The organism is Streptomyces violaceus (assembly GCF_036014075.1).
Classification (GTDB): Bacteria; Actinomycetota; Actinomycetes; order Streptomycetales; family Streptomycetaceae; genus Streptomyces; species Streptomyces violaceus.
In genome coordinates, this window is record NZ_CP107911.1 from 1,038,464 (window position 1) to 1,062,826 (window position 24,363).

Annotated in this window: 10 protein-coding genes and 2 pseudogenes; 3 read left to right on the top strand and 9 right to left on the bottom strand. The window is 71.9% G+C overall.

The genetic code is table 11. The features are described 5' to 3' along the window. Positions 1 to 140: 140 nt before the first annotated feature. Positions 141 to 2,442: pseudogene (locus OG542_RS04750) on the bottom strand (ABC transporter permease). A gap of 44 nt (positions 2,443 to 2,486) precedes the next feature. Then, positions 2,487 to 2,864, bottom strand: a pseudogene (locus tag OG542_RS04755) (ATP-binding cassette domain-containing protein); the annotation flags it as partial. A gap of 422 nt (positions 2,865 to 3,286) precedes the next feature. Here OG542_RS04755 and OG542_RS04760 point away from each other — a divergent pair. After that, positions 3,287 to 3,943 (top strand): isochorismatase family protein, encoded by a 657-nt coding sequence (locus tag OG542_RS04760; RefSeq protein ID WP_328408486.1) that lies wholly within the window; start codon positions 3,287 to 3,289, stop codon positions 3,941 to 3,943. Positions 3,944 to 4,109: 166 nt separating this feature from the next. Beyond that, positions 4,110 to 4,904: an acetylglutamate kinase gene (gene argB / locus OG542_RS04765; RefSeq protein ID WP_311130465.1), complete on the top strand. Its 795-nt coding sequence runs from the start codon at positions 4,110 to 4,112 to the stop codon at positions 4,902 to 4,904. Here argB and OG542_RS04770 read toward each other — a convergent pair. The 3 genes from OG542_RS04770 to OG542_RS04780 are packed head-to-tail and all read right to left on the bottom strand — an operon-like array spanning position 4,891 to position 7,235. Next, a complete protein-coding gene (locus OG542_RS04770; protein ID WP_328408488.1) occupies positions 4,891 to 5,409 on the bottom strand; it encodes a GNAT family N-acetyltransferase in 519 nt (172 codons plus the stop codon). The genes argB and OG542_RS04770 overlap by 14 nt on opposite strands. Positions 5,410 to 5,439: 30 nt before the next feature. Beyond that, positions 5,440 to 7,014, bottom strand: a complete 1,575-nt coding sequence (locus OG542_RS04775) for an amidohydrolase (RefSeq protein ID WP_328408490.1) — start codon at positions 7,012 to 7,014, stop codon at positions 5,440 to 5,442. Between the two features lie 8 nt (positions 7,015 to 7,022). Beyond that, the gene (locus OG542_RS04780; protein ID WP_184587839.1) at positions 7,023 to 7,235 is read right to left on the bottom strand and encodes an MbtH family protein; all 213 of its coding nucleotides are present in this window, start codon (positions 7,233 to 7,235) and stop codon (positions 7,023 to 7,025) included. Between the two features lie 94 nt (positions 7,236 to 7,329). Here OG542_RS04780 and OG542_RS04785 point away from each other — a divergent pair, with 94 nt between their 5' ends. Further along, positions 7,330 to 8,436, top strand: coding sequence for an alpha/beta hydrolase-fold protein (locus OG542_RS04785; protein ID WP_328408493.1), 1,107 nt, complete (start codon positions 7,330 to 7,332; stop codon positions 8,434 to 8,436). Between the two features lie 62 nt (positions 8,437 to 8,498). Here the strand turns inward: OG542_RS04785 and OG542_RS04790 are convergent, their stop codons facing one another. From OG542_RS04790 to OG542_RS04805, 4 genes are all read right to left on the bottom strand, one after another. After that, a complete protein-coding gene (locus tag OG542_RS04790; RefSeq protein ID WP_328408495.1) occupies positions 8,499 to 10,502 on the bottom strand; it encodes a sensor histidine kinase in 2,004 nt (667 codons plus the stop codon). 49 nt (positions 10,503 to 10,551) lie between these two features. Further along, the gene (locus OG542_RS04795; RefSeq protein WP_193477296.1) at positions 10,552 to 11,373 is read right to left on the bottom strand and encodes an MHYT domain-containing protein; all 822 of its coding nucleotides are present in this window, start codon (positions 11,371 to 11,373) and stop codon (positions 10,552 to 10,554) included. Between the two features lie 358 nt (positions 11,374 to 11,731). Then, positions 11,732 to 13,432, bottom strand: coding sequence for an ABC transporter ATP-binding protein (locus OG542_RS04800; protein ID WP_328408498.1), 1,701 nt, complete (start codon positions 13,430 to 13,432; stop codon positions 11,732 to 11,734). Further along, on the bottom strand, positions 13,422 to 24,356 hold the full coding sequence (locus tag OG542_RS04805; protein WP_328408500.1) for a non-ribosomal peptide synthetase: 10,935 nt from the start codon (positions 24,354 to 24,356) through the stop codon (positions 13,422 to 13,424). Before OG542_RS04805 ends, OG542_RS04800 begins: the two co-directional genes overlap by 11 nt. Positions 24,357 to 24,363 lie beyond the last annotated feature (7 nt).

The window sequence follows — 24,363 nt, forward strand, 5'->3', positions numbered from 1 at the left end:
TTCACGTCGTGCCCGGGTCGCGGTCGTGGAACTCCGGAACCCCCGCGCCCCCGCCCCAGTTGGAGGGCACAGGCCGACCGACCCCCACCGCTCCTTGCGGTGGGGGCGGAGGCACGTGGCTCAGAGCCTGACCTGACCTCCTATTCGGTGCGCAGGGCCGTGGCGGTTCGGGTTCTGGCGGCCCAGCCGGCGGGCAGGAGCGCACCCAGCGTGGCGATGAGCAGTCCGCCGAGTGCGAGCGGGAGCAGTTCGGCCCCGTCGTAGACGGCGATGACGGAACCGGGGAGACGGAGCCCCACGCTGTCGCCCATCGCGGGGAGGACCCAGCCGTGCAGGGCCACGCCCAGCGGCACGCCAGAGCGCCCGCGACCAGTCCGGTCACGACGACCGAGGTGAGGACCATCGCGACGGTCTGCCGGGGGGTCATGCCGAGCGCCTTGTGGACACCGATCTCCCGCACGCGCTCGCGGGTGTCGAGCAGCACGCCGTTGAGCACACGCGCGGCGACGGCGACGAGCATCAGCGTGAGGATCGCGGACAGCGCGTTGAGCGTGACGACCATGTCGCCGCCGGCGTCGAGCCCGCCCACCTGAGCGGTGGGCCCCTGCGGTGCAAGATCCTTGTTCAGCGCGTCGACGTAGCCGGCGGCGTCAGTGCCTGGCGTGACCGCGATGTGGTGGCTCGTCTCCGTCAGGTCGGGGTGTGCGGCCGTGAGGGTCGAGGCGTCGGTGAAGACCTGCATGCCGTCGTTGCGGGGGTCGAGGACCTCACCGACGATCCGGACCGTGACCGGCTCGGCCAGGCCGTTCAGGGTGACGGTGTCGCCGATGCGGGCACCGGTGGCGGCCAGGAAGGGGGTCGGGACCACGGCCTCGCCGGGCCTGTCGATCCAGCGGCCCGAGACCAACGCGAAGCCGCCCCAGGAAGCGTCGCCGGTGAAGGCGATCACGTCGATGGTGCCGGTCAGGCCGGACACGGTCGCCCGTACCGTCGCGGCACTGTAGTACTTCCCGGTTCCGGCGGCGGCCTCGACGGCCGCGGCGACCGCGGCGGGATCGGCTTTGGGCTGCTTCTCTGGGCCGAGGCCGGGGCCTTGGGGTCCGAAGTCGGGCAGAGGCCCGGGCACGACGACATCGGCGGCGTCGTGGGCCTTGGCCTTCATCACCTGGCCGAGCGAGGCGCCCATCCCCACGGTGAACGTGACGGCGATGGTCCCGAACAGGATCGCCGTGCCCATGGCCAGCGCGCGGGCGGGCCGCGCGAAGGGCCGGACCAGGCCCAGGGCGAGGGGTTGCGCCAGCGGGAGCCGTCCGGCCAGGCGGGCCGCCCACCGGCCATGCCCCGCCGAAGCGGTACGCCCTACGGCGAGCGCATCGACCGTACGCAGCCGGCCGGCCCGCCAGGCACTCGCCCACGCGGTCGCCGCCACCAGGCCGAGCACCCCGGCGATCACCGCCAGGTCGACCCAGGGGGCGATGCCCAGGGACGAGGTGCCGTAGACCTCCTCGGTCTCGGCCAGTACGGGGACGGCGAGCAGGTGGCCGACCAGGACACCGAGGGCCGTGCCGGCTGCGGCCGGGATCAGCACCTGGCCCACGTAGGCCCGCACGACCTGGGCCGGGGTGAGGCCGACGGCCTTGAGGATGCCGATGCGGCGCGTTCCCGTGCCGGCAGCCGACGCGACGACGTTGCCGACGATGAGCACCGAGATGACCAGGCCCAGGGTGCCGAACGCGATGAGGAACGGGACGTAGACGGCGGTGTCCCGCTCGGCGGTCTTCTTGACGGAGAGCCAGGACTGTTCGCCGACGGCCGTTCCCGGCGGCAGGGATGCCGTCACGGCCTTGCCGCCGACGGTGACCTGCGCCGCGGTGCCCGCGTCGGTGAGGCGGTACAACATCTGGTAGCCGCCGTCGCCGGGCGTGGTGAGCGCGGGCATCTGGGACGGGACCACCCAGGCGTCGGCGGTCTGTGTGACCGAGCGGGCCACACCGACCACCGTCAGTGTCGGACCGCCGGAAAGACCGGGGAAGGCGATCTTCATGCCCATGGTCGGGATGAGCGAGGAGTTGGCGGACAGCACGATCTCACCGGAGCGCGTGGCCCACCGCCCGTCGAGCAGCGCCAACTCGTCCACGTCCCGGCCGGGATCGCCCCGTCCGACCACGGTCATCGGCCACCCGGGGACCGCCCCGTCCGACCGTGGGTGACCGTCGCCGTACGGAACGGCCCGGCGGCGCTGCTCACCCCTTCGTTGTCCTTGGACTTCGACAGTTGCCGGGCACTCGCCTTGCCCGCGTCGAACTGCACGGACAGGTGCGCGCCGTGCTGCTTGGCGAATGCGTCGTCGAAGGGCGCGCCGGACACCACGAGCAGCGTTCCGCCGAGGACGGAGGCGGCCACCGCCATCATCGTGGCGAGCCCGATCACCAGCGTCTGCACCCGGCGTCGTCCCACCCCCGAGCGCACCACCCTGCCGAGCGCGCTCACCGGACGGCCTGCGAGGCTACGGCGTCCGAGGCGACGGCGCGGCTGGCCTGCGACCCGAGGCCTTCGGTGATCCGGCCGTCGGCGATCCGGACCGTGCGGTTCGTGCAGGACCGAGCCAGAGCCAGGTCGTGGGTGACCACGACGATGGTCTGGCCCTCGGAATTGAGGCCGGCGAGCAGTCTGCTGACGTCCTGTCCGGCGGCCGTGTCCAGGGCCCCGGTCGGCTCGTCGGCCAGGAGCAGCGCCGGCCGGTTCATCAACGCCCGTGCCACCGCGACGCGTTGCCGTTCGCCGCCGGACAGCCGCCCCGGGTAGGCGCGGGCGTGCCGGTCGATGCCCAGCAGTTCCAGGAGTTCCGCCGCCCGGCGGCCTGCCCGGACCACGTGCACCTACCACTCGAACGCCAGGCGCTGTACTCGGGAAACGCTGTGTAGAGGCCGCCGAGCAGAGCCGAGGGGGCGGTGGCGTCCGGTGCGAGCCGTGCCAGGCGTCCCGCCTCAGATGCCGCGGAATTCCGGTGCCCAGATCAGCTTGATACCGACGGCTTTGGCGATTTGCATTGCCAGGCATGCCCGGGGAAAGCACGCGAACGACGAGGGATAGGCAACTGCGCCTGGAACCGGCAGGCCGACCGCCGGGTTCGCCCGGGTTGGCCGGCGAGCGCCGCCGACCCGCCGTCGCATGCCCAGGGGCGCGACGAGGAACTCCGGCCCCCAGAAGGCAATTTAGGTTAGGCTAAGCTAAATTTAACTCGCTGGAGTCCGGACCTTGCTGCGTGATCGGGGGAGAGTCGTCTATGGGCTTGCCGGCCATCGGCTCCTACCCCATGCCGGATCGCTCCGCGATCCCCCGGTCGCACGTCTCCTGGCGGATCGACCCGGCGCGTGCCGCGCTCCTGGTCCACGACATGCAGAACCACTTCGTCCGGGCCTTCCCCGCCGGCCGCGCCCCCGTGGTGGAACTCGTCGACAACATCGCCGCGCTCCGGGAACTCGCCGATACCCTGGACATGCCGGTCGTGTTCAGCGCTGAGCCGGCCGGACAGCCGCCCGCGCAGCGAGGGTTGGTCGGTGACATGTGGGGGCCGGGGATAGGGGACGAGCCGGACGCCGCGGCGATCGTCGCGCCCCTCACGCCCCGCCCCGGCGAGCATCTGCTGGCGAACGTGCGCCACAACGCGTTCCTGCGCAGCCACCTCGGCAGGCTGCTGCGCTCCCAGAACCGGGACCAGTTGATCATCTGCGGGGTGCACGCGCACCTCGGCGTCCTGCTGACCGCCGCGGACGCCTTCATGAACGACATCCAGCCGTTCGTCGTCGCCGACGCGGTGGCCGACTTCTCCGCCGAGGAGCACACCTTGGCGCTCCGGTGGGCCGCGCGCACCGGAGTGGTCTGTACGACGGACGGTCTGCTGCGGGCCCTGCTCCTGCACCGGGAGCGGAGGAACGCGTGACGCCCGCGGCGCGGAGCATCGGTGCCTTCCTCGACACACCCTTGAATGGAGTGACTCCGTGAGCGTGACCCAAGCCGACTCGGTCGCGACCCGCTCTCCCCGCCTTCCCCAGCCGCCGGGAGAACTCCTGGGCAGCGCCGTAGTCGTCAAGTTCGGCGGCAACGCCATGGTGGACGCGACTCTGCAGCAGGTCTTCGCCCAGGACGTCGTGGAGCTGTGGCACGCGGGTCTGCGCCCGGTCGTCGTGCACGGCGGCGGGCCGCAGATCAGCGCGATGCTCGACCGTCTGGGCCTGGAGACCCGTTTCGAGGCGGGCCTCAGGGTCACCACCCCGGAGACCATGGATGTGGTGCGCATGGTGCTGACGGGCCGGGTCCAGCGGGAGCTGGTCGGCCACATCAACGCCCATGGGCCCTTCGCGGTGGGCCTGACCGGCGAGGACGCGCACACGATGACCGCCGTGCGGCGACCGGCCCGGGTCGACGGCAAAGCGGTGGACATCGGTCTCGTCGGCGACATCGTGGACGTGAACCCGGCGATGGTGCGCGCGTTGCTGGAGCAGGGGCACATCCCGGTCGTCTCTCCCGTGGCACGCGGTACGGACGGGCAGGTCTACAACGTCAACGCCGACCTCGCGGCGTCGGCCCTCGCCGTCGCCCTCGACGCCGAGCGGCTGGTGATGCTCACCGATGTCGAGGGGCTGTACGCGGACTGGCCGCGCAGCACCGAGGTGATCGGACGGCTGACGGCCGGTGCGCTGGACGGGCTGCTGCCCGGGCTGGCGAGCGGGATGCTGCCGAAGATGGAGGGCTGTCTGCGGGCCGTCCGCGGTGGCGTGCGCAAGGCACACGTACTGGACGGCCGGGTGCCGCACGCGGTGCTGCGCGGCGTTCTGGCGGAGACCAGCCCGGGCACGACCGTGGTTCCCGACGCGGTGCCCGGCGTGCTCACCAAGTCCTGACCAGGATCCGGGCGTTGCGCTGCGGATCCAGGGACTGCGCCCAGGGCGCCGGCGCCTGACGGGCGGTCGTGTGCGTGAAGCCGTAGCGGAGGAACAGGCCCGCGCCTCCGGTCGTCGCCGTGAACAGAGCGGTGAGTGACCGGGCGTGGGCCTTGGCCAGCACCGCGCGCAGCAGCCCGGCCCCCGCCCCGCTCCCCTGCCGTTGCGCCGCCACGCAGAAGTTGTAGACGACACCCGCGGGTCCGGCGCCTTCACCCCCTTCGGGATACGCCCGCATGCCCACGCAACCTTCCAGGGTGCCGTCCGGTGCCTCCAGCACGAGGAAGTCCGCGGCATGGGCGGCGTAGAGGGAGACGGGGCGTTCGCGCAGCGCACCCGAGCGTACGAAGGGCTGGGACAGGGCCGCGAGCGCGGCAGCCTCGTCCGGGCGGGCGGTGCGCACCGAGGACGACGGCGCGAGAAGAGCGTGCGGCAGCGCGGCAGGGCGCGGCGTAGCCGTGGTCAAGGGATTCCTTCCTCGGTACCGGAGCCGGGATCAAACACGCGGACGGCGCGGGCGGCCGTCGACGTACGTCTCCACGACCTCGATGTCTCCGATGCGGGAGGTGTCGACGCGCCGGGGATCGTCGCCGAGCACGACCAGGTCTGCGCGTTTGCCGGGGGTCAGACTCCCCAGGCTGTCCTCCCAGTGGCAGGCGTGGGCGCCGGCGACGGTGTACGCGTGCAGGGCCTCGTCGACGGTGATGCCCTCGTCCGGGCCGATGACCTGCCCCGAGGTCGAGGCGCGCTCGACCATGAACTGGACGGCCCGCAGGGGCGATCCGTCGGCGACGGGACGGTCGGAGCTGCCCACCAGCGCGATGCCGTGGTCCAGGAACGCCCTGCCCCGGTACAGCCACGGTGCGCGTTCGCCGCCCATGATCGACGCGTAGTCGTCGCCGAAGTACCGCAGGAAGTTGGGCTGGACCACCGCGCTGACGCCGAGTCGTGCGAAGCGCGGGAGCTGGTCGGGCCGGATCAGCCCGGCGTGTTCGATGCGGTGGCGGGCCTCGGGCCGGGGCCGGAGGCGCTGGGCACGGTCGAGGGCGTCCAGGGCCACGTCGGCCGCGCGGTCGCCGATCGCGTGCACGGCGAGCTGCCAGCCGGCGAGGTGGCCGTCCACGATGAGGTCCGTGAGAATCTCCGGGTCGTCCTGCAACTGCCCGGTGTGGTCGAGCCCTTCGTACGGGCTGGTCAGTGCGGCCGTACGGGCCATCATGCCGCCGTCGGTGTAGATCTTCAGCGCGCCCACGGAGAGCCGGTCGTCGCCGAACCCGGTGCGCAGGCCGAGGTCGAGGGCCCGCGGGATGCCGTCGGTCTCGTGCGCGGAGACCGGCCGCAGCCGGTCTCCGGACACCATGAGCTGCACGCGCAGCGGCAGCAGCCCCTTGTCCCGGGCGAGTTGGTAGGCGCCGAGTTCGACGGGGCTGTGGCCGAAGAGCGTGCCGCCGATGCCCGCTTCGGCGCAGGCGGTGACGCCCTCGGCGAGGCAGGTGCGCGCCGCTCGGCCGATCGCCTCGGCCAGGTCCTCCTGGGAGTGCGGCAGGCGCAGGGCACGGGCGGCACCCATGGCCTGCTCGGCGAGGAAGCCGGCCTCGTGCGGGATGTCGGCGGGCAGCAGGTCCAGGACGGCGGTGTTGACGACACACCCGTGGCCGGAGTCGTGCAGCAGGAAGATCTTGCGTCCGTCGCTGACCTTGTCGAGGTCGGCGGCGGTCAGATGGCGGCCCAGGGCCCGCTGGTCGTAGCCGGCGATGCTCACCCAGTCGCCGGGCGCGCGGGTGCGGGTGACGGCTTCCGCGACGACCGCGAGTACGTCGTCGATCCGGGTGCGGCCGGCGATGCTCGGGGTGTTCTGCTTGAACCCGGTCCAGGCGAGGTGCACATGGGCGTCGATGAACCCGGGCAGCACGGTGGCGCCCTGCAGGTCGATCACCTCGCGGGCGGGCAGGGAGGTCACGGCCTCGTCGAGGCCCGCGATCCGGCCCTGCCAGATGCCCACGTCATGAGCGACCGGGTGGTCCGGGTCCATGGTGAGGAAACGGGCGTTGGTCAGCCTGGTGCACAGCATCGGTGAGGTCAGACGTCCATCGTCGCGGCGAGGGACCGGGGGCGCAGGTCCGTCCAGTGGGTCTCGACGTACTCCAGGCATGCTTCCCGGGTGTTCTCGGCGAAGGCGATCGTCCATCCCCCGGGCACCTCGGCGAACGACGGCCAGAGTGAGTGCTGGCCCTCGTCGTTCACCAGGACCAGGAAACGGCCTTCGTTGTCGTCGAAGGGGTTGGTGCTCATGCTCGATGCCTCCCTGGAAGGCCAAGATTAGGTTAGGCTCGCCTAATTGAATGGAGCTTAGCCTTTGTCCCTTCCCTCTCACAAGGAGACATTCATGCGCCTGGTCGCGGCCGACATGGAGGACGCCGACGCCTTCGCCGGGTTCGGGCTGCCCAGCGCACCCGGCACCGACGAGTTCTGGGCCGCCGCGGGCGCACCCGCCACGAAACCCGCCGAGGGCGGCGGTTGGGTGACCCTGTTCCTGTGGCGTGGGTCGGAGGCGAGGGTCGGCTTCGAGAGCTGGTCGGAGCCGGTCCCCCTGCGCCGCTGGGCCGACTCGGACTGCTGGTACGCCGAGGTGCGCATGCCCGAGCGGCTGCGGGTGACCTATCAGTTCCTGGTGGACGACGCGGCGTACGCCGACCCGCTCAACCCGGCCGGTGCGGGCGGTGACCGGTCCATCGTCGCGACGCCGGACGCCCCGGAGCAGCCGCACTGGCCGCTCATCGGCGCCGACGAGGTACTGCCACTGCCGCGTACGCGGATCCGCTGGGCCAGTGAACGGCTCGGGGGGCGGCGCACCGTGCGGGTCCATCCCGTGGGCGGCGGTGGGCCGGTGGTGCTGCTGCTCGACGGGGACGACTGGCTGTACCTGCATCCGGCCGTGACCGCGTTCGACTCGGCCGTGGCCGCGGGTGAGTTGCCGCCGGTCACGCTGGTCTTCCTGCCGGCGAAGGACAGGGAGGCGGAGTTCACGTGCCGGCCCGAGTTGTGGGAGGCGGTGCGGGACGAACTGCTGCCGCTGGTGGCGGAGTCGGGGGTGCGCGCCGATCTCGACCGGCTGGTGGTCGCCGGGCAGAGCCTCGGCGGGCTGAGCGCGCTGTACGCGGCACTGGAATTCCCGGACCTGGCGACCCGCGTCGCCTGCCAATCGGGGTCGTTCTGGTGGACACCCGACGCCCTGGGCCTGGCCGACCCCCTGGGCGGCCCGGTCGGCGGCACCATCGCCGCGCGCCTGCGGGAGCGCCCGGACCTGTCCGGTCTGCGGGTCGCGTTCGACGTGGGGGAACACGAGACGCGCATGCTGCCCCACTGCGAACTGACCGAGACCCTGGCAGAACGGGCCGGCGCCACCGTACGGGTCTCCCGGTCAGCGTCGGGCCACGACCGGGCGGGCTGGCGTCACGCCCTGCTCAGGGATGTCGCCTGGGCGCTCGCTTGAGGCGTGCGGGCCGGCGGGCAGTACGCAGAGTTCGGCAGCACGCCCGCAGCCCACGGCCCTCGTCACCCCCGCTGCTGCGGGACCAACGCTGACACGGGGGCCAGTTCCCGGCCACCGTCCTGGCCGTCGGGGAGCGCCGCGTCGTGCACCGGAGTGTCGTCCCGTATCAGGTTCTCGCGGATGAGGACGGCCGCGGTGGCGCCGCCACTCTCCGAGGGGCGCAGTTCGACTCTCAGGCCCTGCCGGGCGGCGATGCGGTTGACCACGAAGAGTCCGATCTGCTTGGCGTCGAGCAGGTCGACGTTCTCGGACTGGATCTTGCGGTTGGCCTCGGCCATCGCCTCCTCGTCCATGCCGAAGCCGCTGTCCTCGATCTCGATGAGGAGGCCGTCGCGCAGCCGGGCGGCCCGCAGCCGGACCTGGGTACTGGGCGGTGAGAACGAGGCCGCGTTCTCGACGAGTTCGGCGAGCAGGTGGATGACGTCGGCGACGGAGCCGCCGTTGACGGAGACGGGCGGTACGGGCCAGATCTGGACCCGTCCCGGCTGCTCGATCTCCGCGACGGCGGACCGCAGGACGTCCGTCAGCGGGATGGGGTCGCGCCAGCCGCGTCCGGGTGCGATGCCGGACAGGATGAGCAGGCTCTCGGAGTGGCGGCGCATCCGGGTGGCGAGGTAGTCGACCTGATACAGCTCCTGCACCTCGGCCGGGTCGCGTGGGCGCTGCTCCAGCTGGTGGAGCAGGTCGAGCTGGCGGTGCAGCAGCACCTGGCCGCGGCGGGCGATGCTGACGTACACCCCGGAGATACCGCTGCGCAGTTCGGCGCGCTCGGAGGCGGCCTTGAGCGCGGCCCGCTGCACGGCGGTGAGTGCGGTGCCCACCTGGGCGAGTTCGTCGCCGACGAGGCGGCGCATCGGGGCCTCGGCGTCGATGTCCACGCCGTGCCCGGCGTGCAGTCTGCGCATGGCCTGCGGCAACCGGCGCCCGGCGACCTCCAGGGCGGAGTTGCGCAGGTCGAGCAGTTCGACGATGAGTCCGCGGCCGACGCCGACGGACACCAGCAGCGACAGGAGCACACCCACCAGACCGAGGATGACGGCGATGCCGGAGGCGCCCAGCGTGTCCCAGCCGAACGGGTCCGCCTTGGCCGTGGCGCCCGTGCCGGCGTCCGACTGGGCCTCGGCGAGGTCCTTGAGCACGGCGTCGGCGCCCGTGTCCCAGTCCCTCAGGAAGCCCGCGGAGACGACCGTGGCGCCGGGTCCGGCGTTGCGCACCCGATCCTCACCGGCCGCGAGCCCGTCGTAAGTCCCGCTGTCCAGTACCGCGTCGTACGCGGCCCGGTGCGCCGGCTTCAGGTCGGCGACCGCGGGCTTCAGCAGCTCCCGCTGGGTGGCGACGGCCCCGACGAACAGCGTGTACTGCTCCGTGGTGAGCTTTCCCGCCCCGCTCCCCGCGGCGAGGAGGGACTGTTCCTGGGCCACCGCCTCGCGGGCGCGGGCGAGTTCGAGAACGACCCGGGCCTCGGATGCGGCGTGGGTGCCGTTCTCGCCGGTGAGCGCGCCGGTGACGGCGAAGGCGTCCTCGATGATGGTCGAGTACCCCGTGAAGGCCGTCTGGGCGGCGCCCTTCGTGTCGGTCCGCGCGCGCAGCGCTGTGAGTCCGCGTGTGCCGGCTTCCAGGCGGTCGATGCGGGCGGGCAGGCCCGCGTCGAGGAGCTCGGCGTCCGCGGCGGCGGCGTCGGCGCCGTTACGGACGGCGGTGGCGGCCTCGTCGGTGGCCGTCCGGGCCTCCTCGATCGAGTCGAGACCGGCCGAGTCCGGCGCGGCGGCGTGGCGGGTGACGGCGGTCCGCTCGGCCTGCAACGCGGTGACGAACTCGTCGACCGGGGCGAGGAGTTCGGCGTTGACGTCCTTGACCCGCTCGGTGTCGCCGATGCTCGAGGCCGTGGTCACCGCGGCGAAGCCCCACAGGGCCATGAGGGACACGATGGGCAGCATGAGCAGGGCGACGATCTTGGCCCGGACCGATCTGGGGCGCAGCCGTTCCGTTGCACGGGTGACAGGCATGGATTACCTCTTCGAGGGTGTGTGCTGTGCGGCTCTGCGGACGTACGGCTCAGACGGTCGTGGTCGCCGTGGTGGTGGGCGCGGGCGTGTCGGCGGTCGCGGTGGAGAGCTCGACCTCGCGCAGCAGTTCGGCGGCGACGGACTCGGCGCGCTTGCCGGTCGGGGAGAGCGCGACGTACGCGGAGGCGAGGAAGAGGAACGAGCCGAGCACGACGGCGAGCGGGAAGAGGAACTCGGTGGCCGTGGCCCCGGGCAGCTCCGCGCTGCTGGGCGCGAGGCTGACGTCGACGGCGTACATGGCGGTGTAGTGCATGCTGCTGACCGCGAGCCCCATGACGAGCGCGGCGACGGCTGCGAGGGCGGGGCCGCGCACGATGAGGGTGAGGGTGAGCGCGGCGGTCGCGGCGACGACGGCGATCGCGACGGAGGCGAAGACGAGGAGCGGGTCGTAGTCGACGCTGCCGTGCAGGTTGAGCGCGGCCATGCCGGCGTAGTGCATGGCGGCGACGCCCAGTCCGGTGCCGAGCCCGCCGAGCGCCACCGACGTGATGCGCGAACGCCCGTACCCGGCGGTGAAGACGCCGGCGCTGACGACGGCGATGGCCATGACGAGGCTGAGCACGGTGAGCGGAACGTCGTAGCGGATGGGGGTGCCCTCGACACTGAAGCCCATCATCGCGACGAAGTGCATGGTCCAGATGCCGGAGCCGATCGCGAACGAGGCCAGCACCAGCCAGTTCCGTTTCGAGGCGCCGTCGGCCTCCAGGGCCCTGACCGTGCACCGCAGGCCGAGCGCCGAGCCGACACAGGCCATGACGTAGGAGAGGACGGGGGTGACCCATCCGGCGCTGAAGTGGTCCATGTGTCCCACGGGGAAACCCCTCTCGCCCGCCGGGCGGAGAGCTCAGCGCGCACGTAAGTACCGCCGCTAACAGAGACCCGGGGGAACGAGATCGCGCCACTGCTTACCGAAGGTCGGTGAGGATTAAAGTACTGCCGTGTGGGTTACGGACTCGTTTGCGCGCAAGTGCTTCACATACCCCTTACGTCGCCTGTACTTTCACCGCCGATCGGCCCGTCCGCCCCGTGCACCACCGAAGCGGCTGCCACCTGGGGCAACGGAACGTCACGGGACAGCAGCGCTCCGCACGCCGCGAGCATGGCCGAAAAGTGCTCAAGAAGCGGTCACCGGGACCCGGTCGGCCGCGACGGCCGTCCGCTGCGGCGGGTCACCGGGACACCGCCAGGCAGTAGTCCTCGTCCGTGGCCAGGAGGTTGCGATGGGTGCCCTCGCCGGTGATGACTCCGTCGTCCAGGACCAGAACCCGGTCGGCGGCATCCAGGAACGCCGGGCTACTGGTGATCACTACCGTCGTACGGCCTCGGCGTAGCTTCGCCACGTTGCGGGCGATGAGCTGTTCGGTGACCGCGTCGACCGCCGTCGTCGGGTCGTGCAGGACGAGGACGTCGGTGTCGGCCGCCAGTGCCCGGGCCAGGGACAGCCGCTGGCGCTGGCCTCCGGAGAGGTTCGCGCCCCGGTCGCGGACGCCGTAGTCGAGGCCGTCGCGGTGCAGGGCGACGACATCGGTCAGCATGGACGCCTCGACGGCCTCGGGGACCGTCCGGCTGGTGCCCGAGGGGTCGATGTTGGTGCGCAGGGTGCCCGCGAAGATCTCCCCGTCGTACGGGTTCACGAGGATGTGCTCGCGGACCGCCTCGACCGACAGGTCCGCCAGCTCCTGCCCGCCGATCCGGACGGCTCCCTCGTATGTGCCGGGCGGGACGTTCACGGCCAGGACGGCCGCCAGGTCGGCCGCGGCGCGCGGCTGGTAGGCGGCGATGGCGACGAACTCGCCGGCCGCCACCTGGAACCTCACCTTGTTCAAGGACCCGTGGCGGACGCAGTCGATCTCCAGGTCCGCCCCCGGGGCCGGTCGCCCGGACCCCGGGGTCGTGACCGGCGGCGCCGACAGCACCAGCGCCATCCGCTCGGCCGACGCGCGCGCGATCATCACGTACTTGGGCATCTCCGAGAACAGCTTCAGCGGTTCCATGATGAACTGCGCCAGGCCCACGGCCATGACGAGTTCCCCGATGGTGATCCGGCCCTCGAACGCCAGCCAGCCCGCAGTCAGGGTCACGGCACCGGCGAGGACCGCGTTGAGGGCCAGCGCGGTGCCCGCGTACACGCCGTTCACCTTGGCGACGACGATCGACTGGTGCCTCGCCTCGGTGCTGACCTTCCGGTAGGAGCCGAACGCCGCGTGGTTGCCGCCGAATCCGTGCAGCGGGCGCAGGCCGGTGATCAGGTCGGCGACCTTCGCGCCCGCCCGCGCCACCCGGGCCTGCTGTTCCTGGGTACTGCTGCCGATCCGCCGGGACATCACGCTCAGGATCGACAGGATCGCGACGGTGCCCACGATCACCAGGAGGCCGAGCCGGATGTCGGCCAGGCCCAGCGCGATCGCCGCGACCAGTACCGCGACCAGCGAGCTGATCAGCAGCGGCACCACTTCGATGATGTCGGCGGTCTGATCGGCGTCCTCGGTGGCGATGGTCAGGACCTCGCCGGACTTGAGGTCGACGTCCCTGGCCACCGGTTGCAGGCCGCAGGCCGCGACCTTCACCCGCCAGCGGTGTGCCTCGGTCGTGTTGGCCTTCTGCAGGATGCGCATGCCGAACCGCCACGACAGCGACACGGTCGTGATGATCACGGCCAGTGCGGCGATCGACAGGGCGAGCGCGCCGAGGCTCCGGCTGTCCCGCATCGTGTGCTCGACGATCATGCCGAGCGCGATGGGGAAGGCCGTCTCGCCGGCCTGGTACAGGCCCATGAGGACGGTGCCGCCGGCCATGGCGCCGACGTTGCGGCGCAGGGCGGTGCGGAGGATGGCGGCCCCGGCGCGGGGCCGTTGCGTGTCAGTTGTCATCGAGGTGGCGGGCAATCGCTTCGGGGGTTCGCAGGGTGAACAGGTCTCGGATGGTGATCACTGGACCGTACTCGCGGCGGAGCAGGCCGATCAGCCGCACCGCCAGCATGGAGTGTCCTCCGAGGGACACGAAGTCGCTCACCGCGCTCACCTCGTCGTCGTCCAGGTCCAGTGCCTCGGCGAAGTACTCGCACACCACGGTCTCGGTCTCGGTCGCCGGGCCCCGCTCCCCCACCGTGGTCAGCGCGCCCAGCGGCTTGGCCTCGGGCAGCGCCTTGGTGTCAGCCTTCCCGTTCACCGTCAGCGGGATGCTGTCGACCTGGGCGTAGTGCGTCGGGCGCAGGAAGTCCGGCAGTCCGGCGCCCACTTCGGCGGCGACGGCGGCCAGATCCCCGCCGTCCAGCACGAGATACGCGGCCAGCCGGTAGGCGCCGTCGACCTGGGGGTCGGGCTGGGCGACGGCGGCGACGAACCGTACCGCCGGGTGCGCGGCGAACACGGCCTCGACCTCGCCGAGTTCGACCCGGTGGCCCCGGATCTTGACCTGCTGGTCGGTGCGGCCCAGGTACATCAGGTTGCCGTCGGGCCGGCGGACCACCAGGTCCCCCGTGCGGTACATGCGCTCGCCGGGCTCGCCGAACGGGCAGGCGACGAAGCGGTGCGCGCTCTGGGCGGGCTGCCCGAGATAGCCGCGCGCGATGCCGATGCCCGACACGTACAGCTCACCGGGCACCCCGTCGGGCAGCGGCCGCAGCCACGGATCCAGCACGTACACGTCCGTGTTGTCGATGGCGACGCCCACCACCGGGTCCTCGCACTCGAAGGTGCCGACGCCCAGGGTGTTGATGGTGTACTCGGTGGGCCCGTACAGGTTGTAGCCGACCGTACCCTCGGTCTCCGCGAGCCGCTGCCACAGCGTCGGGGTGACGGCCTCGCCGCCCAGCAGCACCAGCGCCGGCCGGCGTTCCGGGTTGTCCAGCAGGCCCTCGGCCACCAGCTGCTGCGCGTAGGTCGGGGTCACGTTGATGACGTCGATCCCGTGCTCCAGGCAGTACTCCACCAGCGCGGGCGCGTCGCGGCGCAACTCCTCGTCGCAGATGTGCACTTCATGGCCGTCGGCCAGCCACAGCAGTTCCTCCCACGACATGTCGAACGCGAACGACACGGTGTGCGCGATCCGGAAGATCCGGTGGCCGTGCTCCGCCAGCACCGGTTCGAAGATCCGGCGCTGATGGTTGATCAGCATGTTGGTGAGCCCGGCGTACTCGGTCACCACGCCCTTGGGCTTTCCGGTCGACCCGGAGGTGTAGATCGTGTACGCGGGGTGCCGCAGCCGGTCCGGGTCGTCCGGCGTGAACGTCACGTACGGCTCGGCCTCGGGAAGGGGCCGGTCCAGTTCGATGAGGTCGCCGGTCAGCCGGGGCGAGACGGCACTCACGGTGAGGATCACGTCCGGGCGGGCGTCGTCGACGATCGCGGCGATCCGCTCGTCCGGGTGGTCCAGCTCCAGCGGCACGTAGGCGGCGCCGACCCGCAGGACGGCGAACAGCGCCACGATCCAGTCCAGGGAGCGCGGGATCGCGAGACCCACGGTCGTCTCGGGACCGATGCCGCGTCCCGCGAGCACACCCGCGACCGCGCGGCTGCGGTCCCGGAGCTCGGCGAACGTCATCGTCGCGCCGTGGGCGACGAGCGCCACCCGCTGTGGATCACGGTCCGCGGCCTGGTCGAACCGGTCGACGACGGTGTCCGTACCGACATCCGTACGCTCACCCGGCGCAGGCTCCGGGCCCAGCCCCCGCAGGGCGCCCACCGGCCCGGTCGACCGGGCCAGGTCCTGGAGCACGCTCAGGAAGTCGTCGAGGAGACGGCGGGCGCCCGCGGTGTCACCGTCGCGGTACTCCAGCTTGACCGTGAGCCGGTCGCCGGGGGTGACGACCCAGGTGAACGGGTAGTGCGTGGAGTCGTCGGCCTGCACCGAGGTGATGCCGTGCCGGGCGTTCATCTCGGCGAACGCGTCCATGTCCAGGAAGTTCTGCAGCACGAACAGGTTGTCGAACAGGGTGTCGTGCCCGCTGGCCCGCTGTATCTCGCCGAGCCCCAGGTGCTCGTGCTCCATCGCCTCGACCCGTGCCGTCTGTACGGCCGACAGGTACTCCCGGACCGACTCGTCCGGCCGGGCCCGCGTCCACGTGGGCACGGTGTTGAGCAGCACACCGACGATGCCGTCCAGGCCCTCGCCGTCGCGGCCGGAGACGGTCACGCCGAACACGGCGTCGCTGCGGCCGGTGTGCGCGCCGAGCAGGAGACCGAACGCCCCGGTCAGCACCGAGTTCAGCGTGACGCCGTGCACCCTGGCCGCGTCCCGCAGCAGCTCCGACTGCTCGGCGGACAGCGTGTGCACGAGTGCGCGCGGCAGGTCGTCCGAGAGGGCCGGCGCCGGTCCGGCGAGCAGCGTCGGGCCGGGGAGGCCCGCCAGGTGCTCCGCCCAGAAGCGTTCCGATACGGCGGGGTCCTTGGCGTCGAGCGCCCGGGCGTACTCCTCGAAGCTCGGCGTGGCCGGCATCGGGTCGAGCGGCTCGCCCGCGAGGACGGCACGGTAGGCGTCGAACAGGTCCCGCAGGACGATCTCGCGGGACCAGCCGTCCCACAGCAGCAGGTGGTAGCTGAGCAGCAGGCCGTCGCGGTCGTCGGGCAGCCGCACCACGGTCAGCCGGATCAGCGGCGGCTCACCCGGGTCGAATCCCGTGTCGCGGTCCCGGGCGCGCAGGGCGTCGACCTCCGCGTCCGTCGACAGGGTGACCGTACGGACGTCGACGCGCCGGCCCGCCTTGAGGACCTGGACCGGGTTTCCGTCGTCGTCCGTGCTGAAGCCGGCGCCCACGACCGGGTGCCGTGCGATCACGTACGTCATCGCCTCGGCCAGCGCCTCGGTGTCCAGGCGCCGGTCGAAGGTGAACCAGCTCTGCGCGACGTAGTGTCCGGCCGTGCCCGCCATCTGGGCCTGGAAGAACAGGCCGCGCTGGAGCGGGGTGACCGGTGCGGTGCGCTCGGCCGTCGTGGCGGCGTCCGCGATGTGCTCCAGCGCGCCGCGCCAGTGCTGGGTGATCTCGTCGGGTATGCCCTCGGCGAGGGTGAATTCGGCGAGCAGGCTGCCGGTCGCCTCGTCGGTCCAGGCGTTGACCTCGACGGCGTACGGGCTGCCCTGGTCACCGCCGGTGAGGTGCAGCGCCTGGGACTCGCTGCCCCGGCCGAGGTAGTTGAACAGCACCTGCGGGCGGGCGGTGAGCAGCGGGGCCGTCTGCGGGTCGAGGTACCTGAGCTGTCCGTAGGCGACGTGGGCGCGCTCGTCCGGCTGGCGTTCGGCGACCTCGCGGGCCGCGGCGACCGGGTCGGTGTGCGGGGTGAGCCGTACGGGTGCGATGGAGGTGAACCAGCCGACCGTACGGGTGTAGTCGTGCTGTTCGAGGACCGGGACCCGGCCGTGCCGCTCCAGTTCGATCGCGAGATCGGTGGGCGACTGCTGGACGCGGGTCAGCGCGGTGCGCAGCGCCCCGCACAGCAGCTCGGTGAGACCGACGCCGAGTGCGGCGGGCGCGGTGCGGGTGAGGCGGTCGCTCACGTCGGGGGCGAGCACGACCGTGGTCTCGCGCAGTCGGCCGACCGTGGGCAGCAGTTCGGGCGCCTGGAGCGTGGTGGTCCAGTGGCCGAGGTCGTCGAGCGCGTGGGTGGAGTGGAGCTTCAGTGCTTCGGCGTACTCGGCGTACGACGTGGTCGGCGGCGCGAGCGTGTCGCCGCGGAGGGCCACGGCCAGGTCGTCCAGCAGGATCAGCCAGGAGACCGAGTCGACGGCGAGGTGGTGCACGGTGACCACGAGGGTGCGGGTGGCTTCCAGCCAGGCGAAGGCGATGACGTTTCCGGACTCGGGGTCGAGCTGTGCGGCAGCGTCGTTCGCCACGGCCGTGGCGTCGGTGGTGTCCGGTCGTACGACGGTGACTTGGTGGGCCGGTTCGGTGCGCAGGGCCCATACGCCGTGCGTGGTGCGCAGGCACAGGCGCAGGGTCGGGTGTGCTGCGACGACCGCGTTCGCGGCGCGCTGGACGTCCGTGAAGGCGGTGCCTTCGGGGGCCTGGAGGGTTCTGGCCTGGGCGAATCGGGTGAGGGAGCCGCCGAGTTCGCGTTGGCGCAGGATGATCGGGGTCGGGGTGAGGGGGCCGTCCTCGCGGCGGGCGGGGGCGGGGGCGGATGTCTGCGGTGTGCTCGTCGCCAGGTTGTCGGCCAGTGCGCGGGGGGTCTTGAACAGGAAGACGTCCCGGGGGGAGATCTGCAGGCCGAGGGTTCGGGCCCTGTTCACGACCGTGATGGCGACGATGCTGTCGCCTCCGGCGTGGAAGAAGTCGGTGTCGGCGTCGACGGCTGTGCCGGGCAGTGTTTGAGTGAAGATCTCGATGAGTGCGGTGACTGCTGAGTTCTTGTCTACGGGTGCGTTGGGGCTGGTCGCGCCCCGCGGCGGAGCCGCATATGGATACAGCCCCGCGCCCCCAGAGGGCATGGCCGCACGCTCGGTCAAGATCTTCCGGTCCAGCTTGCCGTTCACCGTCAACGGCAGCGCGTCAACCGACAGCACCCGGCCCGGGACCATGTGCACGGGAAGCTTCGTGGACAGCAAGTCGACGAAGTCGCCCGGCACGCTGCCCACCACATGCGCGACCAGGTGATCGCCGCTCTCCGCCACTGTGACGGCCACGTCCACCACACCGTCGAGTTCCCGTACGGCGGACTCGACCTCGCCCAGCTCGATGCGGAAGCCCTTCAGCTGTACCTGGTCGTCAGCGCGGCCGGTGAACTGGAGCTCGCCGTCGAGGGTGCGGATGGCCAGGTCGCCCGTGTGGTACATGCGGGAGCCGTCATCCGCGAACGGGTTCGCCACGAAGCGGCCGGCGGTGAGTCCGGGCCTGCCGAGGTAGCCGAGCGACACCTGGTCGCCGGCGACGTAGATGGCACCGACCTTGCCGGGCGGCACCGGGCGGAGCCGGTCGTCGAGCAGGTAGGTGACCAGGCCGGGGATCGGGCCGCCGATCGGGCTGGCGTCGTCGCCGGGGCGGAAGTCCTCGTCGGTGAGCACCCGGTGGGTGACGTGGACGGTCGTCTCGGTGATGCCGTACATGTTGACCAGCTCGGGCGCGCCCGTGCCGTGCCGCTCGACCCAGCCGCGCAGCCGCCCGAGGTCCAGCGCCTCGCCGCCGAAGATGATCCGGCGGAGTGCGGGCAGCGGCTCGTCGGCGAGCCGGTCGGCCTCGATGAACTGGTAGAACGCCGACGGGGTCTGGTTGAGCACGGTGACTCCGCGCTCGCGGACCAGCCGGTGGAAGTCGACCGGGGAGCGCGTCAGCCCGTACTCGGGCACCAGCAGCTCACCGCCGTGCGCCAGCGCGCCCCACAGCTCCCAGACCGCGAAGTCGAAGGAGAAGGAGTGGAACTGGACCCACACGTCCTGCGGGCCGAAGTCCATGTCGGGCTGGGTGTTGGCGAGCAGTGTCACCACGCTGGAGTGCGGGACGGCGACGCCCTTGGGCCTGCCGGTCGACCCGGAGGTGTAGATCACGTAGGCGGGGTTGTGCCAGCTCACCTCGGGCTCGGTGGTGTCCCCCGCCGGCGGTTCGTCGCCCTGCACGAGCACCCGGGCCGGGACGCCTGCCCTGGCCAGCAGCTCCGTGAAGCGGTCGCGCTGCTCACGGTCCACCAGGACGACCTGGGGTGCGGCGTCGGCGAGGATGTACTCCAGCCGGTCGTCCGGGTAGGCGAGGTCCAGCGGGACGTAGGCGCCGCCCGCGCTGACGATGGCGACCAGGGCGACGACCTGTTCCAGGGAGCGCGGGACGGCCACGGCGACCCGCGTGCCCGGCCCGACCCCGGCCGCGCGCAGGGCGGCGGCCAGTTCGTTCTTGGTGTCGGCCAGTTCGCCGTAGGTCAGGGACCGGGTGCCGCCGTCGAGGTCGCACTGGGTGACGGCGGTGGCGGCGGGGTCGCGGCGCGCGGCGGCGTCGAACAGGCCGCCCAGCGTCGTCGGGGTGATCGGTGCGGGACGCCGCTCGCTCTCGGGTGCCAGGTCGTCGACCAGGGCGTCCGGCCGGGTGAGCAGGCCGGTGAGGGTGTGGGTGAACGTGTGCAGGATCGACTGTGCGGTTGTCTCCCGCAGTAGTTCGCCGTCGTAGATCAGGTTGAAGCGCGGCCTTCCGTCGAGCGCGCGCTCGACCACCAGCGTGAGCGGGTAGTGCGGGGCGCCCTCGTTGACGAGGTCGGAGACGACCAGCGTGTCGTCGGGTCGTCGCAGGGCGGCGACATCGGTCGCCACGTCGAAGACGACGAGGGTGTCGAACAGGGAGCCGGCGCCGGACTGGCGGCCGATCCTCGCCAGGGAGACGTGCTGGTGCGGCAGGACCGCGCTCTGGTGCTCGCGTACCGAGGCGAGCAGGTCGGAGGAGGTGGTTCCACCGGCCCAACGGGCGCGTACGGGGATGGTGTTGATGAACAGGCCCACCATGTCCCCGATGCCGGGAACCTCGGCGTCGCGGCCGGAGACGGTGGAGCCGAACACCACGTCGCTGCCGTGCAGGATGCCGCCGAGCGTCACGGCCCAGGCGCTGTGCACGGCCACGCTCAGGGGCACGCCGGCTTCGCGGACGGCGGCGTCGAGGTCACCCTCAGGCTCCGCGGCGGTGTCGGCGAAGCGGTCGGACGGGATGTGGTCCTCGGCGACCAGCGAGGGGCCGGGCAGGCCGGCGAGTTCGGCGTGCCAGACGCGGTCGCTCTCGTCGTCGTCGCGTCCGGCGTGCCAGTGCACGTAATCGGTGAAGCCGCCGATCGGGTAGACGGTCCCCGGGGCGTGGTATTCGGCCAGCAGTGCGCGGAGCATCGGCGGCACGGACCAGCCGTCGGCGATGATGTGGTGCACGGTCTGCACCAGGACGTTTTGGCCGGAGCCGGCGCGGACCAGCGTGTACCGCATCAGCGGGCCGGTGGCCAGGTCGAAACCGGCGCGGCGGTCCCGCTCGGCGAGGGCGCGTATCTCCTCGTCGGTGATGCCGGGGCGGTCCAGTGTGGTGAAGGGGGCCTGGACGCCGCTCTCCAGCACGGAGACCACGCGGCCGTCGGCGAGGGCGGTGAACCGGGCGGCCAGGTTCGGGAAGAGGGTGAGCAGGCGGGTGGCGGCCGCCGCGAGCCGGTCGGCGTCCACCTCGCCGTCCAGGGTCAGGAGTTGCTGCTCGACGTAGGCGCCCGCCGAGTCGTCGTCGAAGACCGAGTGGAAGTACAGGCCCTCCTGCAGCGGGGTCAGCGGCAGGATGTCCCGCAGCGCCGGGCCGTCCAGGGCGTCGACGTCGGTCTGGGTGAGAGGCACCAGGGGGAAGTCGCTGGGCGAGTGGCCGCCCTGGTCGAGTGCGGCGAGGGAGGCCAGGGCCGACCGGAAGTAGTCGCCGAGGGCCGTGATGTCCGCGTCGGTGAACAGGCCATCGGGCCAGGAGATGGTGGTGACGAGCTCGTACTCGCCGGTGGCGGCGGGTTCGGCGATCGCGTTGAACTCCAGGGCGCGCGGCAGGCGCATCTCCGGGTCGCGCTTCTCGCCCAACTGGCCGGTGGTGCCAGCGAGTTGCCAGTCGCCGGAGGCGCCTGCGGCGAAGCGGCCCAGGTAGTTGAAGAGCACCTGCGGTGCGGGGGCGTCGAACTCGCTGCCGGTGAGGTAGCGCAGGGCGCCGTAGGAGACGCCGTTGTCCGGTACCCGGGCGAGGTCCTCCTTGACCGCCTTGAGGGCGGCGGTCAGATACGCCGGGGTGGTGAGGTCGGCCGCCGTGCCGGGGTCGACGGTCACCGGGAAGAGGGTGGTGAACCAGCCGACGGTGCGCGACAGTTCCGGATCGAAGCCTGCGGAGCCCGCGACGAACTGTCCTTCGCGGCCGTGGCCTTCGAGTTCGATGTGGGCGAACGTCTGGTCCTGGCCGAGGTCGCGGCGCCGGCGGGCGAGGGCGACGGCGAGCGCGGTCAGCAGGACGTCGTTGACGCCCGCGTGGAACTTCGCGGGGATCTCGCCCAGCAGGGCGGCCGTGATCTCGGGGCCGACCGAGACGGTCCGCAGCCGCTCGTGCGCGACGGTGTCGGCCGCGGACAGGGCGCGCCTGCCGACCAGTTGGTCCTCGCCCGGCAGGGGGCGCCAGTAGTACGAGGCGTCCGCGTCGAACGCGGCGCGTTCCAGCAGCTGGGTCCAGCGCCGGAACGACGTGCCCACCGGGGGCAGTTCGATCGGTGTGCCCGAGGTGAACTGCCGCCAGGCGGTGGCCAGGTCCTCCATCAGGACCCGCCAGGACACGCCGTCGATCACCACATGGTGGGCGACCAGGACCAGTTGCCGTGCCTCACGGCGCCAGACGGCACGCAGCATCGCGCCGGCGTCCGGGTCCAGCCCCTCGGTGGCGAGCCCGACGCACTCCTCGACCGGCAGATCACTCTCCTGCCAGGTCACGAACGCCCCGTCCGCCTCCGGGATGTCGAAGCTCCAGTCGTCTCCGCGCACCAGCTTGGCGCGCAGCATGTCGTGGTGCCGGACGAGGGCCGAGAGGATCTCGTCGAGGGCGTCCGCCGTCAGGTCCGCCGGGGTGTTGAGCACGACCGACTGGACGAAGCCGTCGACGGCGTCCGTGGTCTCGCCGAGCCACTGCACGATGGGCGATCCCACGACGGTCCCGGTGGCGACGTCGCCGTGGTCCGCGGTGGAGACGTCCTCACGGCTCGCGACCGCGGCCAGTGCGCCCACGGTGCTGTGGGTGAAGATCTGCCGTGCCGTGACGTGGAGGCCCTCGTCGCGCAGGGCGCTCAGCAGGGAGATCGCCAGGATGCTGTCGCCGCCGAGCTGGAAGAAGTCCTGGTCGACACCGACCTCGTCGAGCCGCAGGACCTGCGCGACCGCGGCGCACACCGCGCGCTCGTCGTCGGTGGTGGGCCGGACGAGCGAGCCCGTTTCGATCGTGGGCTCGGGCAGGGCGTTGCGGTCGAGCTTGCCGTTGGCGGTGAGCGGGAACTCCTCCATCACGACGAGGTGGGCGGGCACCATGTACTCGACCATGTGCTCGGCGGCCCACGCCTTGACCTCGTCCGCCCGCAGGTCCTCGCCGCCGGCGGCCGGGATGACGTAGCCGACCAGGTAGGTGCCGCCCGCCGTGTTCTTCTTCGCGACGACGCAGGTGTGCCGGACCCGGGGGTGTTCGGCCAGGCCGGCCTCGACGTCCTCGATCTCCAGCCGCATGCCGCGGATCTTGATCTGGTTGTCGGCCCGGCCGAGGAAGTCCAGTGATCCGTCCGGGGCGAACCGCGCGAGGTCACCGGTCCGGTACAGCCGGGAGCCGTCGTTCGCGAAGGGGTTGGCCACGAACCGGGAGGCGGTCAGGCCGGGGGCGCCCACGTATCCGCGGCCCAGCAGGAAGCCGCCCACGTACAGTTCGCCGCCGACCCCGACCGGTACCGGGCGCAGCTCCTCGTCCAGGACGTACAGCTGGGTGTTGGGGTTGGCCTTGCCGATCGACGTCGACAGGCGTTCCGCGGCGCCCCGGTAGATGACGTGCGAGACGCCGATCGTCGTCTCGGCGGGGCCGTAGCCGTGGTACATGGGGATGTCGAGCTTGGTGCGGAACCGCTCGTACAGCTCGGGGGTGAGCACCTCGCCGCCGCACCACACGTGCCGCAGGCTGTCCAGACGGCCGGTGTCGCCCGCCATCTCCAGCAGCACGTCCAGCATGGACGACACCAGGTAGGTGAAGGTGACGCGCTGCTCGGCGATGACGCTCAGCAGATGGTGCGGGTCGCGTTCGCCGCCGGTGCGCAGGACCACCAGCCTGCCGCCGGAGACCAGGGGCAGGAAGATCTCGTTGATGGATATGTCGAAGGACAGCGGCGCCTTGAACAGCGACGCGTCGTCGTGGCCGAAGCCCAGGATCTCGTTCACCTGCCACAGCAGGCGCTCGCTGATCGCCTCGTGCCGGATCATCGCGCCCTTGGGCCGCCCGGTCGAACCGGACGTGAAGATCACATACGCCAGGGCGTCGCCGAGGACGGTGACGCCGGTGCCCTCGGCCGGGTAGGAGGCGTACCCCCAGTCGCCGAGGTCGACGGCGACGGCCTCCGGTTCGGCCGGGTCGTGTTCGCCCGAGGCGTTGAGCTGCAGGACGACCCGGGCGTCCTCGATGACGACGGCCCGGCGCGCGGCGGGCCACTGCGGGTCGAGCGGCACGAACGCGCATCCGGCCTGGAGTGCGGCGAGCAGCCCGATCACCATGTCGGCGGAGCGGGCCAGGGAGATACCGACGACCTGTTCGTGGCCCAGTCCGCGTGCGATGAGGTGATGGGCCAGCTGGCTGGAGAGCTCGGCCGCCTGGCGGTAGGTCAGCGACCGGTGCTCGTCGACGACGGCGACGGCGTCCGGTCTGGCCAGCGCCTGTTCCCGGAACATCTCGACGATGGTCGGGCGGTCCCGGTCGGACTCGTTGTCGTTCCACTCGGCCAGGGTCCGGAGCCTGGCGGCCACGCTGGACGGGCCGATGGTGCCGAGGGGCCGGTCCGGGAAGTCGGCCAGGTCGTCGAGCGCGAGCTGCGCGTCGGCAGGCGCGACACCGTCCGGGACGGTGATGCTCCGGCCGTCCGGGCTCACGTCCCAACCGCCGGGCACCGTACCGCCGTTGTCGACCCATCCGAGGACGTCGGCGAAGAGCGTGCCGGGCGCGAGGTCGATACCGTCGGGGCTCTGCCCCGTGGCCCAGTACGACAGACCGATGGCGCAGGCTTCGGCGATGGTCCTGTCCGGGTAGTCACCTGCGCGTCGGCGGACATCTGCCAGGCGGGTGGGAGAAAGCAGTGCGAGACGAGCGCGCGGTTCCAACATCGAAGAC

What these genes read in the sequence shown, in the direction of transcription:
- OG542_RS04785 (WP_328408493.1), top strand. Translation starts at nt 7,330, where the DNA reads ATGCGCCTGGTCGCGGCCGACATGGAGGACGCCGACGCCTTCGCCGGG.
- OG542_RS04790 (WP_328408495.1), bottom strand. Translation starts at nt 10,502, where the DNA reads ATGCCTGTCACCCGTGCAACGGAACGGCTGCGCCCCAGATCGGTCCGG.
- OG542_RS04780 (WP_184587839.1), bottom strand. Translation starts at nt 7,235, where the DNA reads ATGAGCACCAACCCCTTCGACGACAACGAAGGCCGTTTCCTGGTCCTG.
- OG542_RS04775 (WP_328408490.1), bottom strand. Translation starts at nt 7,014, where the DNA reads ATGCTGTGCACCAGGCTGACCAACGCCCGTTTCCTCACCATGGACCCG.
- OG542_RS04805 (WP_328408500.1), bottom strand. Translation starts at nt 24,356, where the DNA reads ATGTTGGAACCGCGCGCTCGTCTCGCACTGCTTTCTCCCACCCGCCTG.
- OG542_RS04800 (WP_328408498.1), bottom strand. Translation starts at nt 13,432, where the DNA reads ATGACAACTGACACGCAACGGCCCCGCGCCGGGGCCGCCATCCTCCGC.
- OG542_RS04760 (WP_328408486.1), top strand. Translation starts at nt 3,287, where the DNA reads ATGGGCTTGCCGGCCATCGGCTCCTACCCCATGCCGGATCGCTCCGCG.
- argB (WP_311130465.1), top strand. Translation starts at nt 4,110, where the DNA reads ATGGTGGACGCGACTCTGCAGCAGGTCTTCGCCCAGGACGTCGTGGAG.